Origin of the sequence: Polaribacter sp. WD7, from assembly GCF_003335085.1 — a bacterium.
Taxonomy (GTDB): Bacteria; Bacteroidota; Bacteroidia; order Flavobacteriales; family Flavobacteriaceae; genus Polaribacter.
The window spans coordinates 158675-174280 of sequence record NZ_QPEJ01000018.1; the positions used below are offsets into that span (position 1 = coordinate 158675).

Here is a 15606-nt window from a genome sequence, read left to right on the forward strand (position 1 = left end):
TATTAAAATGAGTTTATTTAATACAACATACGATGTAATTGTAGTAGGTGGTGGTCATGCAGGTAGTGAGGCTGCTGCTGCTGCTGCAAATATGGGTGCACATACCTTATTAATTACAATGAATTTGCAAAACATTGCACAAATGAGTTGTAACCCTGCAATGGGCGGTATTGCTAAAGGGCAAATAGTAAGAGAAATTGATGCTCTAGGTGGTTACAGTGCTATAGTAACAGATAAAACAGCAATTCAGTTTAAGATGTTGAATAAATCTAAAGGACCTGCAATGTGGAGTCCCAGAGCACAATCAGATAGAATGCAGTTTGCAGAGTGTTGGCGAACAATGTTAGAGCAAACAGATAATTTAGATTTTTATCAGGATTCTGTTAATGGTCTCTTGTTTGATGACGATAAAATTATTGGTGTAAAAACAGCGTTAGGATTAGAGATAAAATCTAAAACTGTAGTTATTACTGCTGGTACTTTCTTAAATGGTTTAATACATATAGGTGATAAAAATTTTGGAGGAGGTAGAGCAGGAGAAGGAGCGTCAAGAGGAATAACAGAAGATTTAGTCACAAAAGGTTTTGAAGCGGGACGAATGAAAACAGGAACACCTCCAAGAGTAGATGGTAGATCTTTAGATTATTCTAAAATGACTGAACAACCAGGAGATGATAACACAGAGAAATTTTCGTATTTACCAATTACTAAAAATTTAACTAAACAACGGTCTTGTTGGCTAACTTATACAAACCCAAAAGTACATGATTTGTTAAAAGAAGGTTTTGAAAGATCACCTATGTTTAATGGTAGAATTAAATCTACAGGGCCTAGATATTGCCCTTCTGTAGAAGATAAAGTAAACCGTTTTGCAACCAAAGACAGACATCAAATTTTTGTTGAACCAGAGGGTTGGACTACCTGCGAAATGTATGTAAATGGTTTTTCAACATCACTTCCGGAAGATATTCAAGACAAAGCAATACGTTCTGTAGCAGGTTTTGAAAATGTCAAATTCTTTAGATATGGTTATGCTATAGAATACGACTATTTCCCACCTACGCAATTGACACATTCTTTAGAAACTAAACTGATTCAAAATCTATTCTTTGCAGGTCAAATTAACGGAACTACTGGGTACGAAGAGGCCGCTGCACAAGGTCTAATGGCAGGAGTTAATGCAGCCTTAAAAGTTCAACAAAAAGAAGCTTTCATTTTAAAAAGAAATGAAGCTTACATTGGAGTTCTAATTGATGATTTAATAACTAAAGGAACCGAAGAGCCTTATAGAATGTTTACATCAAGAGCAGAATATAGAACACTGTTACGACAAGATAATGCAGATCTACGATTAACACCTAAAGCATATAAATTAGGTTTGGCTTCAAAAGAACGTATGGATCGTGTTGTAGAAAAACAGGAAAAAACAGATCTGTTGATTAAGTTTTTAAAAGAAACAAGCGTTAAACAAGAAGAAATGAATCCTATTTTAGAGGCAAAAAACTTAGCTTTGGTAAATCAGTCCATGAAGTTGTTTAAAATTGCTGCCAGACCACAATTGGATTTTTCTGATTTCACAAACCTAAAAAAACTAAGTTCTTTTCTGAAAGAAAATAATATCGATTCAGAAATTATAGAACAAGCAGAAATTCATTTAAAGTATTCTGGTTATATAGAAAAAGAAAAAAGTAACGCAGATAAATTAAATAGATTAGAGAATGTAAGTATTCCTTCTAAATTCGATTATCAAAAAGTTAAATCTCTCTCGTATGAAGCTAGAGAAAAACTAAGTAAAATTCAACCAACATCTATATCACAAGCCAGTAGAATAAGTGGTGTATCTCCTAGTGATATTTCTGTATTGTTGGTTTATATGGGAAGATAAAAATAAAAAAAGAGCTATTGTTCCTCGTGGAACATTTTGAAAAAAGAACAACATGGAGAAGAAAAGAGATTTACAAAAAGGATTAAAACCTTTTTTAAATTGTAAAGATTATACTGTTTCTGGAGAAACGTATGAGGTTATGTTTAATTCTGAATTTGATATGATGGTTACCTCACCTATACCTTCAGATTTAGAAAATTATTATAAAAGTGAAAACTATATATCTCATACAGATAGCAAAACATCATCTTTAGATAAAGTATATCAATCTGTAAAAAATATAACACTCAAAAGAAAATTAAAGTTACTCAACTCATTTAAAACAAAAACAAAAACGGTTTTAGATGTTGGAGCGGGTACAGGAGATTTTTTAAAAATTTGTGCAAATAATGGTTGGACTGTTTCTGGAGTAGAGCCAAACATTAGTGCTATAAATAAGGCTGCTGAAAAAGGCATTTTCTTAAAAGAAGATTTAGGACAAGTTGAAAGAACAACATTTGATGTTATAACACTATGGCATGTTTTAGAACATGTAAAAAACCTTTCAGATTACATTTCTAAAATTATAGAGTTGTTATCTGAAGATGGTAAACTTGTAATTGCTGTACCTAATTTTAATAGTTACGATGCAAAACATTATAAAGAATATTGGGCAGCTTATGATGTACCAAGACATATTTGGCATTTCTCACAAACATCAATTCATAAAATATTTACAGAAGAAAGTATGATTGTTGAAAAAACGATACCTATGAAATTTGATGCATATTATGTTTCGCTGCTAAGTGAAAAATACAAGCATGGAAAAATGAAGCCTATACAGGCTTTTGCTAAAGGATTTCTTTCAAATCTTAAAGCAAGGACAACTTCTGAGTATTCTTCTATAATTTATGTGTTAAAAAAGATTTAAAGCGGGGTTAGATTTAATTTTGTAGCACAAACAACACATAAGTCTAAATAAAAATAAAAAGAGCTTAAAAAGCTTCTTTTCATTGATAATTTAATAGTTTTTTATTATAACTTTAATAAAAATAATAGTTTTTAATTATTTAAAAGAAATACACCCAAAAGCGTAACGATAAAATAGACGGCTAAAGACATCGCTCCTGGATAATCTTTGGCCAAACGTTGCCCTATTAACAAAAAAAGTAAAGTAACCGCTGCAAGACTTACACCAAATAAAGCATACTCCTTTGCCTCTGAAGTGTAAATTTGATACATACCAATACCCATAAAAATACAAGCAAATATTTCTGTTAGTAAAACAATAGCTAATAAGAATGGAACGTAGTTTTTTAAAGGAGATAGTTTAAAATGTTCTTTTATAAAATGTACGTTTCCTTTCCAATCTGTTGTTTTTTCAAAAACAGATACTAAAAAAGTAATGGTTAAAAAAAGTAAAATAAGAATTTCTGCAGGATGATTAGATAAAAAGCGCATCTAAGTAGTTTTAATAGTTATTTAAAAGCGGAATCTATAGGTTCCCAAAGTTCTATTTTATTGCCTTCGTTGTCTAAAATCCAACCAAACTTACCATAATCATATTCTTGTATTTCAGCAACAATAGTAACGCCTTCTTCTTTTAATTGAGTCATAAGTTCAACTAAATTTTCCACACGATAATTAAACATAAATTCCTTTTGAGAAGGCTTAAAATAATCTGTATGTTTGTCAAAAGGACTCCATTGTGTAGAACATTCATTCCCATTTTTATCTTTCCACCAAAATGTACAGCCCCATTCATCAGTATTAAAACCTAAATATTTTTTATACCAGTCTTTGGATGCTTTAGGGTCATTGCTTTTAAAAAATAAACCGCCAATTCCTGTTACTCTATTTTTCATGTGTAGTATGTTTTATGTAAACTTTTGAGTATGTAAGATTGCTGTAATCTATATTAGAAATAAGAATTTAACCTGTTGTGCATTTTAGTGCAGAAACTAGATAAATGTCAGTTCGAGTGATTTTGAGGAACGAAAAATTGTATCGAGAACCATTTATAAGCTAAAAATTCTTATTTTCGATACAAATTTTACTCACTTCAATCATAAAATACACTCGAATTGACAGAATTTTTCAAAATGCATAACAGGTAAAATTTAATTCTTTTTAATATTGGTTTCGTAAATTTTAATCCATTGTTCAACTGTAATTTTTTGGCACAATTGGGCAATTAAATCAAATGGGATTTCGTCTGTTTTTTTAAATCGAATACAACTTTTTCCCATATCTAGTTTGCGTTTGCAATGTTTTGGATATTCTGAAACAAACCAATTATGAAGTTTTGGAATTGCATAAATACCACTATGATACAAGTTTATGGAGTTTTTTTGTGAAGCAAAACTTATAAAAGGTAATGGTTCTTTTGGGTTGCAATGATATCCTTTAGGATATATAGAATGCGGAACAAAATAGCTGATAAAACTATATTGCATACCTTCTTTGAAACCTTTGGGTAAATTATCTTTGATAATGTTGCGTAACTTTTTTAGAGTCTCTTTACGATCTTCTGGAACTTGATTAATATAATCTTCTGGAGAACTTGCTTTGTATTGCATAACATCAAATTTTGATGGTTACAAGTTAACAAAACTTTACTTTTATTTTATTGACAATAGTTTGCGCCAATTTTTCTTTGCTTTCTATAGTCCAACCCGCAACATGAGGAGATAAAAGTACCTTTTCTGAATTGATCAAATAGTTGAAAGCTTTGGGCATTTTATGGTCAGAAAATAAGTTTTCAAAAGACGTTTTTTCATATTCTAAAACATCTAACCCTGCGCCTAAAACTTTGCCAGATTTAAGAGCAGACACTAAGTCTTTGGTAACCACAGCTGAACCTCGTGCAGTATTTATCAACCAAAAATTATTTCTAAAATTATTGATAAAATCAATATTTATCATTTGTTTGGTTAGGTTGGTTTGCGGTGTATGTAAACTCAAAACATCAGCTTTATTTTGCAATTCTAATAAAGAAACTTGGGTGCAATTTTCATCACCAACACCAGGTTTTATATCGTAGCATATAACCTGGACATCAAAACCGCGTAGTTTTTTTGCAAAAGATTTTCCCATATTGCCGTAGCCAATTAAACCAACGGTTTTTCCATCAAGCTCAATTCCTCTATTTTCTTCACGCAACCATTTTCCATTTCTTACTTCTTTATCGGCGGTATTAAGTTTGTTAAAGAGTGATAGTAACATTCCTAAAGCGTGCTCGCCAACTGCATTTCTATTACCTTCTGGAGCAGCAATTAAATGTATGTTTTTAGATAAAGCATAATCACAATCTATATTTTCTAAACCAGCGCCAACCCTACCAATAAACTTTAAATTTGTGGCTTTGTCTAAAAAGTTTTTATCAATTTTAAAACGGCTTCTAATGATAAAACCATCGTACAAGTGAATTTTTTCTTCAACAACTTCTTTAGATGAAGTATAATCTTCATCATTAATAAACCCTAAATCATTTAATTGATTTAGTAAAAGAGGGTGGTTTGTATCTAGGTGTAGAATTTTCAAATTAGATGGTTATAGAGAGTAAATGATTAGATGTCAAGTTTTATGAGCAATAAAATCAAAAACATATAAAAAAGAAATTAATGATACATAGTAAACAGTAAAAAAAGAGTTTTTCTTACTTTCTAAAAACTAATTTAATACTGTTCTTTTTCGCTAGGGAAATCACCACTTTTTACATCATTAATATAAGATTCAAAAGCACTTGTCATTTCTTTATATAAATCTAAATATCGTCTTAAAAAACGAGGATGAAATTCGTGTGTCATTCCAATCATATCATGGGTAACCAAAACTTGTCCATCTACATTATTTCCTGCTCCAATACCTATTACCGGAATAGAAATAGTGTCGGCCACTTTCTTTGCTAATTTTGCAGGTACTTTTTCCAATACTACCGCAAAACAACCAATTCTTTCTAACATTAAAGCATCTTCCATCAACTGTTCTGCTTCTTTCTCTTCTTTAGCTCTTACAGTATATGTTCCAAATTTGTATATAGACTGTGGTGTTAAACCCAAATGCCCCATAACAGGTATTCCTGCATTTAAAATACGTTTTATAGATTCTTTTATTTCTTTACCACCTTCTAATTTTATAGAATGTGCACCACTTTCTTTCATAATTCTAATCGCAGAACGCAATGCTTCTTTAGGATCAGATTGATAACTACCAAAAGGTAAATCTACCACAACCAAACAACGGTCAATAGCTCTAACTACAGAACTCGCATGATAAATCATTTGATCTAGAGTAATAGGTAAAGTAGTTTCATGACCTGCCATTACGTTAGAGGCAGAATCGCCAACTAAAAGCACATCAATTCCTGCACCATCTAATATTTTGGCCATGGTAAAATCATAGGCTGTTAACATGGAGATCTTTTCTCCATGTTTCTTCATATCTACTAGAGATTTTACAGTAACTTTTTTGTATTCTTTTTTTGCTGTAGACATTCTTTTTTTGTTTTAGAATAGTGTAAATGTAAGAAATATTGAGAGATTTAAAACGAGTTAATGTTTCGTTAATCTTAGTTATTGTTTAACAAGCACAATTTTTTTTGATTAGTTTTAGTTGTTTTAAAATCAACATTTTATGTCAAGAATTATTATTGTATTTACAGTTCTATTATGTTCAGTAACAGCATCTGCTCAAAACCAAAATGAAGAAAAGTCAATAAAAGAAGTACTAAAAACGTTTTTTATAGGTTTACATAAAGGCGATAGTACACTTTTAAAAAGCACTTTACATAAAAATCTTAAAATTCAGACAACATTTACCACTAGTGAAGGAGAAAAACAGTTGAGAACACAGACAAAATCAAATTTATTAAAGCAAGTTGCTAGCAAAAAAACAGCAGATATGTATTTAGAAAAAATACATTCTTACACAATACATGTAGATGGAAACTTGGCTTCGGTTTGGACACCGTATTCATTTTTTTTAAACGGAAATTTTAGTCATTGTGGTGCAAATTCTTTTCAATTGTTTAATGACAACGGAATTTGGAAAATTATTTATTTGGTAGATATGAGAAGAAGAGCTAATTGTGAGGATGCAAAACAAAAAAAATAACATTATATTTGGTTTTTTATTTTAAAATGGCAGAAGAACAAGTTGTATTAGATACTAGTAAATGGATAGATAATTATGCAGATTATATGTATAATTATGCTATTGTACGTGTTAATGACGGAGATTTAGCAAAAGACCTTGTACAAGAAACGTTCTTTGCAGGATTAAAATCTGCAAAAAATTTTCAAGGAAAATCAACAGAAAGAACCTGGTTAGTTTCAATTTTAAAGCGAAAAATTATTGATTATTATAGAAAAATTAATTCTAAAAAAGGGCAAGCTGAAGTTAGAATGAATTTTTATGATGATGGTGAAAACGAAGGAAATTGGTTAGAAGAAAGAGTACCTCAAAGTTGGGATAACCAATCTGAAAAATCTATAGAGAACGAAGAATTAAAATCTCAACTAGAGTCTTGTATTGATGCATTACCTCAAAAATACGGCATGGTTTTTAGAATGAAAACCATACAAGAATTTGAAACTGAAGAAATTTGTAAGGAACTAGATATTACTGCGTCAAACTTATGGGTTATGATACACAGAGCAAGAACACAGCTCAGAAAATGTATGGAAGATAACTGGTTTAATACTTAGAAAAATGTTTAAAAGTTTAAAAATAACATGCGATCAAGCCACAACCATTTGCGATAAAAATCAATATGGTGAAGCTAGTTTATTGGAAAAATTGAAGTTAAACCTTCATTTTATTAGGTGTAAAATTTGCTTTAAATATACAAAGCAAAATATGACTCTTACAAAAATATATAAAGGTCATGCAAGAAGTTGTCAGCATGTAAATCATTGCATGCCAGATAATGCAAAAGATCTATTAAAAGAAGAGTTTGAAAAACTCCAAGCACAATAAAAATTTTTTTGTAGTTTTTTTAAAAACTACATTTTTTGATTTTTTGTTAGATTGAAACGGATTTTATAGAAATATAAATTCCGTTTTTTTATTTTTGATACATTGAAACACCATAATAGTAGGTACGATAATATGCATTTTTTACCAGAAAATATAGACAACTATGTTGTAAGACACTCGCAACAAGAACCCAAAATATTACAAGAACTTAGTAAAGAAACTTGGCAAAAAGTATTAAATCCAAGAATGTTAAGCGGTGCTTTTCAAGGAAGAATTTTAAGTATGATTTCTAAATTGGTTCAACCAAAAACGGTTTTAGAAATTGGAACGTATACAGGGTATTCTGCTTTATGTTTTGCTGAAGGATTACATCCTGAAGGAAAAATAATTACGATAGATAAAAATGAAGAATTAGAAACATTACAAAATAAATATTTTGAAAAATCTGGCTACCGAAACCAAATTGAACAATTTGTAGGAGATGCCACACAGATTATACCCAAGCTAAACACTACTTTTGACTTGGTTTTTATTGATGCAGACAAATCTAACTATATCAATTATTTTCATTTAATTATAGACAAGATAAATCCTGAAGGAATTATTTTATCAGATAACGTATTGTGGAGTGGCAAAGTGGTAGAAAAATTAGATCCAAAAGATACAGATACCAAAGTGCTTTTAGAGTATAACAACCTCTTAAATGCTGACAATAGAATAGAAACGGTTTTGTTACCAATTCGTGATGGTTTAACAGTTAGCAGGGTTATATAATTTGTGTAAAATTAAACTTATTTTAGATTTTTAATACAGACTTTAAAAAAAGATAATAAACAAAAAAACGTCACAGTTTACACAAACCGTGACGTTTTTTTGGGTGTTTGTAAACTTACATTTGTCTTTTAATTGGCCCTGTAAGATCATCTAAATTATCTTTTACTTCGCCAATTTCTTTTTTAATATCTTTAGTAATATCTGTATCAATTCCTTGTTTTTCAGAACTTTCTTTTATTTCTCTTTTAATATCATTTGTAGCATCTTTTACTTGACGCATCCCTTTTCCTAAACCTCTTGCTATTTCAGGAATTTTATCTGCACCAAATACCATGACAACAATAAGCATTACCACCATAATTTCTGGCCCACTAATAAATAACAATATTGAATTCATAATGCAAATATAATTACTTTTTAATCAACTTTTATTGCTTTTATTTTTTACAAAACCCCTATTAACAAAAACATTACTTATTTTCAGGTATATTTGTTAAAAATATCTCTTATGCGTTTTACAAAACAAGTTTTGTACAGTTTGGTTTTTCTTTTTATATTTTCTTGTACCAAAAAAACAACTCAAAATAAAAATAAAAACATTACTAAAAAAGAAGCCATATCTTTAAGAAACTCACTAACCTTTTTTACTTCTTTTGATAATGGCACAAAGGCTGTATTTGGTAAAGGAGATACAAACTTATACACTGTTACCAATCGTAAACAAAGAGATTTTGCAAAAGTAGGGCTTTATAAACAAGGAGTAACTATTGCCAAAGGAAAAGGGCTTTATGGTGATGCACTTTCATACACAGAAGATAGTAAAGGATATTTGTATTACAATGCAAAAGGGAATATGAATTATACCAAAGAAGCATGGGAAGGAGCTATTTCTTTTTGGTTAAGTTTAAATCCTGATGAAGATCTAGAACCTGGATATTGTGACCCCATTCAAATTACAGATTCTGGTTATAATGATGCTGGTTTTTGGGTAGATTTTACCAAAGAAAACCCAAGAGATTTTCGTCTTGGAGTTATTGGAGATCGTGATAGTTGGAATCCAAATCCTAAAGGACCAGACAATGAAAATCCAATATTTATAAATCAACTAGTTACTGTTGATGAACCAGGATTTAGCAATAAAAGTTGGACACATATTGTGATAAATTTTAAAAACTTAAATAGAAATGGTGAAGCTGCTATTTATGTTAACGGCGTGTTTAAAGGTGTGAGAAATGAAATTAAAGACCCTTTTACTTGGGATATTCATAATGCTAAAATCTATTTAGGCTTAGGTTACATTGGTCTTATGGATGAAATTTCTATTTACAACAAATACTTGTTTCCAGAAGAGATTAAACATTTGTATACACTTAAAAATGGTGTGCAAGATTTATTAGAGAAGTAGCTAAAAACAAAGGTTTTTATAAAGTATGCGTCATAAACATTACTTTTTTATAAGCATACGCTTAATCTCATTTAACTTCATCAACGCTTCAATTGGTGTTAAGGTATCAATATTAGTCGCTAAAATTTCCTCTCTAATATTTTCTAACAAGGGGTCATCTAACTGAAAAAAACTGAGTTGCATTTCATCATGTTGTGTTTGTTTTAAAACGTCTTTTACTTCTGCATTTTTATTGTTTTTTTCTAATTGAGCCAGTATTTTATTGGCTCTATGAATAACCATATTTGGCATTCCTGCTAATTTTGCAACGTGAATTCCAAAACTATGATTAGAACCTCCAGAAACTAATTTGCGTAAGAAAATGATGTTGTCTTCTAACTCTTTTACAGAAACATTAAAGTTTTTGATGCGCTCAAAAGTGGCTGTCATTTCATTCAATTCATGATAATGTGTAGCAAATAGCGTTTTTGCATTGGCAGGATGTTCATGCAGAAATTCTGCAATTGCCCAAGCAATAGAAATTCCATCATAAGTAGAGGTTCCTCGTCCAATTTCATCTAATAAAATTAAACTTCTTTCAGAAACATTATTTAAAATTGAAGCCGTTTCATTCATTTCTACCATAAACGTAGATTCTCCCATAGAAATATTATCACTGGCACCAACTCTGGTAAAAATTTTATCTACAATACCAATTTTAGCGTTTTGTGCGGGTACATAACTACCCATTTGTGCTAACAAAACAATTAATGCAGTTTGTCTTAAAATAGCAGATTTACCAGACATATTTGGTCCAGTAATCATAATGATTTGTTGCTGATTTCTATTTAAAACAACATCATTGGCAATATAATGTTGATCTATGGGTAATTGTTTTTCAATAACAGGATGACGTCCGTTTTTAATATCTAAATCTGTACTTTCATCCATAATAGGACGCACGTAATTGTTATCTATTGCTAAAACAGAAAAAGACAATAAACAGTCAATTTTTGCAATAATTTGTGCGTTTTCTTGTACTTTTTGTACAAATTGAATGATATAGAGCAATAACTTGCTAAAAATTTCTTGCTCTAGAACCTGAATTTTTTCTTCGGCACCCAAAATTTTAGTTTCGTATTCTTTAAGTTCTTCTGTAATGTATCTTTCTGCAGAAACTAGGGTTTGTTTTCTAATCCATTCTTGGGGTACTTTATCTTTATGCGTATTTCTAACTTCAATATAGTAGCCAAAAACATTGTTAAACGCAATTTTTAAGCTGGTAATTCCTGTACGTTCTGTTTCTCGCGTAAGCATATCATCCAGATATTGCTTTCCTGAATTTGAAATAGCACGTAAATCATCCAATTCTTGATGAACACCATCTGCAATAGCATTGCCTTTGGTAATGTTTACAGGAGCATCTTCAAAAAGTGTATTAGAAATTTTATCAATCAAATCATTACAAGCATGCAATTGCTTGCCTAAGGTTTTTACCGTATTGTTTTTACTTTGTTCAGTAGCCTTTTTTATGGGTAAAATGGCTTTTAAAGAGTTTTTTAAAAGTACAATTTCTCTTGGTGAAGCCTTTGCTGTGGCTACTTTAGAAATGAGTCTTTCTAGGTCTGATATTTGTTTGAGTTGATAGGTTACCGTTTGCGAAAAAACATCTGAGTCTATAAAAAATTTGACCAATTCATGACGGTCTTTAATGGCATTAATATCTTTTAAAGGTAATGCCAACCAACGTTTTAACAAGCGGCCACCCATAGGTGAAATGGTTTTGTCTATTACATCTAAAAGTGTAACAGCGTTCACAGAATTAGGATTGTAGAGTTCTAAGTTTCTAACAGTAAATCTATCCATCCAAATATAATTGTCTTCTGCAATTCTGCTAATATTTTGAATGTGTTTTAATTGATTATGTTGTGTTTCAGACAAATAGTACAACACTGCACCAGCAGCAATAATTCCTGTTTTTAGGTCTTGAACCCCAAATCCTTTTAAGGTCTTAACTTCAAAATGATTTTGTAAGGTTTCATTAGCATATACTGCTTGAAAAACCCAATCGTCTAGATAAAATATGTAGTATCTATTTTCAAACAGTTCAAGAAATTTTTGTTTGTTTTGTTTTTGTACCAAAACCTCACTTGGTGTAAAGTTTTGTAATAATTTGTCTATATATTCTGCATTACCTTGGGCTACCAAATATTCTCCTGTAGAGACGTCTAAAAAAGAAATACCAAGTTGTTTTTTATCAAAATGAACGGCTGCTAAAAAGTTGTTTTTTTTAGTTTGTAAAACTTCGTCATTTAAAGAAACTCCAGGAGTAACTAGTTCTGTAACACCACGTTTTACGATAGTTTTAGTCATTTTAGGATCTTCTAACTGATCGCAAATAGCTACCCGCATACCCGCTTTTACTAACTTTGGCAAATAGGTGTTTAGAGAGTGGTGCGGAAAACCTGCTAAAGCTGTTTCAGACTCAGAGCCTGCGCCTCTTTTGGTAAGAATAATGCCTAAAATTTCTGCAGCTTTTTTGGCATCTTCACCAAAAGTTTCGTAAAAATCGCCCACTCTAAACAATAACATTGCATCTGGGTACTTTACCTTGATACTGTTGTATTGTTTCATTAAAGGGGTTACCTTTTTACCTTTTGATTTTGCCAAGTTTTAGAATTTTTGGGTTAGTTTTGCGAAGATAGAAAATATAGTTTTTAGTCGTTAGTTGGTGGTTTTTAGTTTTCAACAGTCTTACTAACGTCTGAATATAAAAGTCTAAAGACTAAAATGAGAAAATTAAAAAACAACGAACTGAACAGGATTAGTGTTGAAGAATTTAAAGTTTCTAAAAAAACACCATTAATTGTTGTTTTAGATAACGTTAGAAGTTTAAATAATATTGGTTCTGTTTTTAGAACAAGTGACGCTTTTTTGATAGAAAAAATATATTTGTGTGGCATTAGTGCAACCCCACCCAATAAAGAAATTCATAAAACAGCTTTGGGGGCTACTGCCTCTGTAGATTGGGAGTATGCAGAAAATACTTTAGAATTGGTTGAAAGTCTAAAGGCAGAACGTATAAAAATACTAGCCATTGAACAAGCAGAAGATAGTACAAAACTAGATGCTTTTATTCCTGAAAAAAACCAAAAATATGCTATTGTAATGGGTAATGAAGTGAAAGGAGTGCAACAAGAGGTTGTAGATGCTTCTGATTTGTGTATTGAAATTCCGCAATTGGGTACCAAACACTCCTTAAACATCTCTGTGACTACTGGTGTTGTTATTTGGGATTTGTTTTGTAAAATTAGCAATTAGACTGACAAAGCATAACTTTTAAAACGTAAAGTTAACAAACACGTTTAGCCCAGATTGAAGCATTTGTTTGAGCTCTTTTTTGTTTTTTACAAAACAAAAAAAGCGAGTGCAGAAAGCTGGAAATAGCTTCTAAAACTAAATTCCTAAAATTGATTTTGCGATTAAGAAGTAGATTAGAATTCCAAAAATATCGTTTGAGGTGGTAATGAATGGTCCTGTGGCAATGGCTGGGTCTATACCTCTTTTGTGTAAAAACAAAGGTACAAAAGTACCAATTAAGCCAGCTACAACAATTACTGCAATAAGCGAAACAGAAACGGCTAAAGCCAAATCTATTCTTCCTTCATAAATCCAAACAAAAAGCATTAAAAAGAGTGCCAAAATAAAGCCATTTAGCAACGCTAAGAGCATTTCTTTTAATAAACGGCTGTTTATGCTTCCTTTTACATCATCATTGGCTAAACCCTGTACAATAATTGCAGATGATTGTACACCAACATTACCTGCCATGGCAGCAACTAACGGAGTAAAAAGGAATAAGACAAATGCACTTTCTTTAAAAGAATGCTCAAATACACTCATAATTAAAAAGGCACCAATACCACCCACTAAGCCTAAAAATAGCCAAGGTAAGCGTGCTTTGGTAAGCTGTAGAATACTATCGTCTGAGTCTACATCTTGGGTTAAACCTGCTGCCATTTGGTAGTCTCTTTCTGCTTCTTCTTTTAGAACGTCTACAATGTCATCAATGGTAATTCTACCTAGTAAGACATTATGATCATCTACTACAGGAATGGCTTCCAAATCATACTTTGCCATAATTTTTGCCACTTCTTCATCATCCATATTTACATGAACAGCATCTACTTTTGATTTGGCAATTTCAGCAATTTTTTGATCAGATTTTGCAATAATTAAATCTTTTAAAGAAAGTCTACCTACCAATTTGTCTTCTTTATCTACTACGTAAATAGAGTGTACCCTTGTTACGTCTTTGGCTTGTCCACGAATTCTGCGCATACAACCAGCAACTGTCCAAGTTTCATAGACTTTTACCAATTCTTTTGCCATTAAAGAACCTGCAGTTTCATCATCATAAGACAAGAGTTCTTTAATATCTGCAGCTAGTTCATCATCATCTAAGGCATTGATAACGCGTTCTTGACGGTCTTCAGAAAGTTCTCCAATAATGTCTGCGGCATCATCAGAATCCATTTCTTCTACTTCTTCAGCAATTTCTTTAGCAGATAAATTATTTAGGATTTTTTCACGAATATCTTCGTCTAATTCCATTAAAATTTCAGACGTTTTTTCGCTATCTAAAAGTTTAATTATATAAATGGCTTCGTCAAAATTTACTTCGTCTAAAACTTCTGCAATATCTGCATAATGGACGTCTGCAAATAGTTTAGAAATTGCTTTATCGTCTTGATTATGAATAAGAGATGTTAAGTTGTCGAAAAAAGTATTAGTGATTTCAAATGCCATTATTTTCGAGTTTTTGCGTGAGTGATATAAAGGCGGCAACAGATAATTGCTCTGGCCTTTTCGCAAATATAGGGTCTTCTTTTAAAGAATCCGAAAGATTGAAAGATTTTAAACTAGAGCGCAACATTTTTCTACGTTGATTAAACGCAGTTTTTACGACTCTAAAAAATAGTTTTTCATTTACTGGAAGCGTGTAGTTTTCTTTTCTAATGCATTTGATTACGCCAGAATCTACTTTTGGTGGCGGATTAAATACTGTTGGTGGCACTGTAAAGGCATACTCTACATCATAAAAAGCTTGTGTTAACACAGATAAAATACCGTATACTTTACTGCCTTCTTTTTCTGCAATTCTTTGGGCTACTTCTTTTTGAAACATGCCAGAGAACTCGGGTACAAATTCTCTATTTTCTATGGCTTTAAATACAATTTGAGAAGAAATGTTATAAGGAAAGTTGCCTATAATGGCTACTTGTTGTTTGTTACATAATTCTTGTAGGTTTTTCTTTAAAAAATCGCCTTCAATAATTTCAAATTTTTCGGATGAGGTATTGATATTTATTTGCTCTTTTTTAAAGTTGTCATTTAAGTAAGCTACAGATTCTGAGTCTAGCTCTAAAACGATTACTTTTGGTCTTTTTTGCAAAAGGTATTTTGTTAAAACCCCCATACCAGGACCAATTTCTAATACATTATCATAGCCATTTTCGGTAAGTGTATCTGCAATTTTTTTTGCAATGTTTTCGTCTTTTAAGAAGTGCTGACCTAGATGTTTTTTTGCTTTTACAGACATATA

General features: G+C 31.1%; 16 protein-coding genes. 7 read left to right on the forward strand and 9 right to left on the reverse strand.

Translation table 11 applies throughout. The features are described from left to right. The first annotated feature begins 7 nt into the window (after window positions 1-7). Entirely contained in the window at window positions 8-1885 is a 1878-nt protein-coding gene (mnmG, locus tag DUT90_RS09940; protein ID WP_114427034.1) for a tRNA uridine-5-carboxymethylaminomethyl(34) synthesis enzyme MnmG, read from the forward strand. 52 nt (window positions 1886-1937) lie between these two features. Continuing rightward, window positions 1938-2795, forward strand: a complete 858-nt coding sequence (locus DUT90_RS09945) for a class I SAM-dependent methyltransferase (RefSeq protein ID WP_114427035.1) — start codon at window positions 1938-1940, stop codon at window positions 2793-2795. 131 nt (window positions 2796-2926) lie between these two features. Here DUT90_RS09945 and DUT90_RS09950 read toward each other — a convergent pair whose 3' ends face one another. The 5 genes from DUT90_RS09950 to panB all read right to left on the reverse strand — a co-directional run bounded on the left by DUT90_RS09950 (window position 2927) and on the right by panB (window position 6360). Further along, window positions 2927-3325, reverse strand: coding sequence for a DoxX family protein (locus DUT90_RS09950; RefSeq protein ID WP_114427036.1), 399 nt, complete (start codon window positions 3323-3325; stop codon window positions 2927-2929). A 17-nt stretch (window positions 3326-3342) separates the two neighbouring features. Then, window positions 3343-3729: a VOC family protein gene (locus DUT90_RS09955; protein ID WP_114427037.1), complete on the reverse strand. Its 387-nt coding sequence runs from the start codon at window positions 3727-3729 to the stop codon at window positions 3343-3345. A gap of 255 nt (window positions 3730-3984) precedes the next feature. Beyond that, window positions 3985-4443, reverse strand: a complete 459-nt coding sequence (locus DUT90_RS09960) for a DUF1801 domain-containing protein (RefSeq protein ID WP_114427038.1) — start codon at window positions 4441-4443, stop codon at window positions 3985-3987. 25 nt (window positions 4444-4468) lie between these two features. After that, window positions 4469-5407, reverse strand: coding sequence for a 2-hydroxyacid dehydrogenase (locus DUT90_RS09965; RefSeq protein ID WP_114427039.1), 939 nt, complete (start codon window positions 5405-5407; stop codon window positions 4469-4471). Window positions 5408-5541: 134 nt separating this feature from the next. After that, the gene (panB, locus tag DUT90_RS09970; RefSeq protein ID WP_114427040.1) at window positions 5542-6360 is read right to left on the reverse strand and encodes a 3-methyl-2-oxobutanoate hydroxymethyltransferase; all 819 of its coding nucleotides are present in this window, start codon (window positions 6358-6360) and stop codon (window positions 5542-5544) included. Window positions 6361-6499: 139 nt separating this feature from the next. Between panB and DUT90_RS09975 the strand changes: the two genes are divergently transcribed. From DUT90_RS09975 to DUT90_RS09990, 3 genes are all read left to right on the forward strand, one after another. Next, a complete protein-coding gene (locus DUT90_RS09975) occupies window positions 6500-6979 on the forward strand; it encodes a nuclear transport factor 2 family protein (protein ID WP_114427041.1) in 480 nt (159 codons plus the stop codon). Between the two features lie 26 nt (window positions 6980-7005). Further along, a complete protein-coding gene (locus DUT90_RS09980) occupies window positions 7006-7572 on the forward strand; it encodes a sigma-70 family RNA polymerase sigma factor (protein ID WP_114427042.1) in 567 nt (188 codons plus the stop codon). Between the two features lie 403 nt (window positions 7573-7975). After that, a complete protein-coding gene (locus tag DUT90_RS09990; RefSeq protein ID WP_114427044.1) occupies window positions 7976-8617 on the forward strand; it encodes an O-methyltransferase in 642 nt (213 codons plus the stop codon). Window positions 8618-8732: 115 nt separating this feature from the next. On the opposite strand, the gene DUT90_RS09995 is transcribed toward DUT90_RS09990, so the two are convergent. Further along, on the reverse strand, window positions 8733-9014 hold the full coding sequence (locus DUT90_RS09995; RefSeq protein WP_114427045.1) for a twin-arginine translocase TatA/TatE family subunit: 282 nt from the start codon (window positions 9012-9014) through the stop codon (window positions 8733-8735). 111 nt (window positions 9015-9125) lie between these two features. Between DUT90_RS09995 and DUT90_RS10000 the strand changes: the two genes are divergently transcribed. Beyond that, on the forward strand, window positions 9126-10022 hold the full coding sequence (locus DUT90_RS10000; RefSeq protein ID WP_114427046.1) for a LamG-like jellyroll fold domain-containing protein: 897 nt from the start codon (window positions 9126-9128) through the stop codon (window positions 10020-10022). Window positions 10023-10061: 39 nt separating this feature from the next. Here the strand turns inward: DUT90_RS10000 and mutS are convergent, their stop codons facing one another. Further along, on the reverse strand, window positions 10062-12671 hold the full coding sequence (gene mutS / locus DUT90_RS10005; protein ID WP_114427047.1) for a DNA mismatch repair protein MutS: 2610 nt from the start codon (window positions 12669-12671) through the stop codon (window positions 10062-10064). 120 nt (window positions 12672-12791) lie between these two features. On the opposite strand from mutS, the gene DUT90_RS10010 reads away from it, so the two are divergent. Next, window positions 12792-13322: an RNA methyltransferase gene (locus tag DUT90_RS10010; RefSeq protein WP_114427048.1), complete on the forward strand. Its 531-nt coding sequence runs from the start codon at window positions 12792-12794 to the stop codon at window positions 13320-13322. A gap of 135 nt (window positions 13323-13457) precedes the next feature. Here DUT90_RS10010 and mgtE read toward each other — a convergent pair whose 3' ends face one another. Next, on the reverse strand, window positions 13458-14810 hold the full coding sequence (mgtE, locus tag DUT90_RS10015) for a magnesium transporter (RefSeq protein WP_114427049.1): 1353 nt from the start codon (window positions 14808-14810) through the stop codon (window positions 13458-13460). Beyond that, window positions 14800-15603, reverse strand: a complete 804-nt coding sequence (gene rsmA / locus DUT90_RS10020; RefSeq protein ID WP_114427050.1) for a 16S rRNA (adenine(1518)-N(6)/adenine(1519)-N(6))-dimethyltransferase RsmA — start codon at window positions 15601-15603, stop codon at window positions 14800-14802. Before rsmA ends, mgtE begins: the two co-directional genes overlap by 11 nt. Between the last annotated feature and the right edge of the window lie 3 nt (window positions 15604-15606).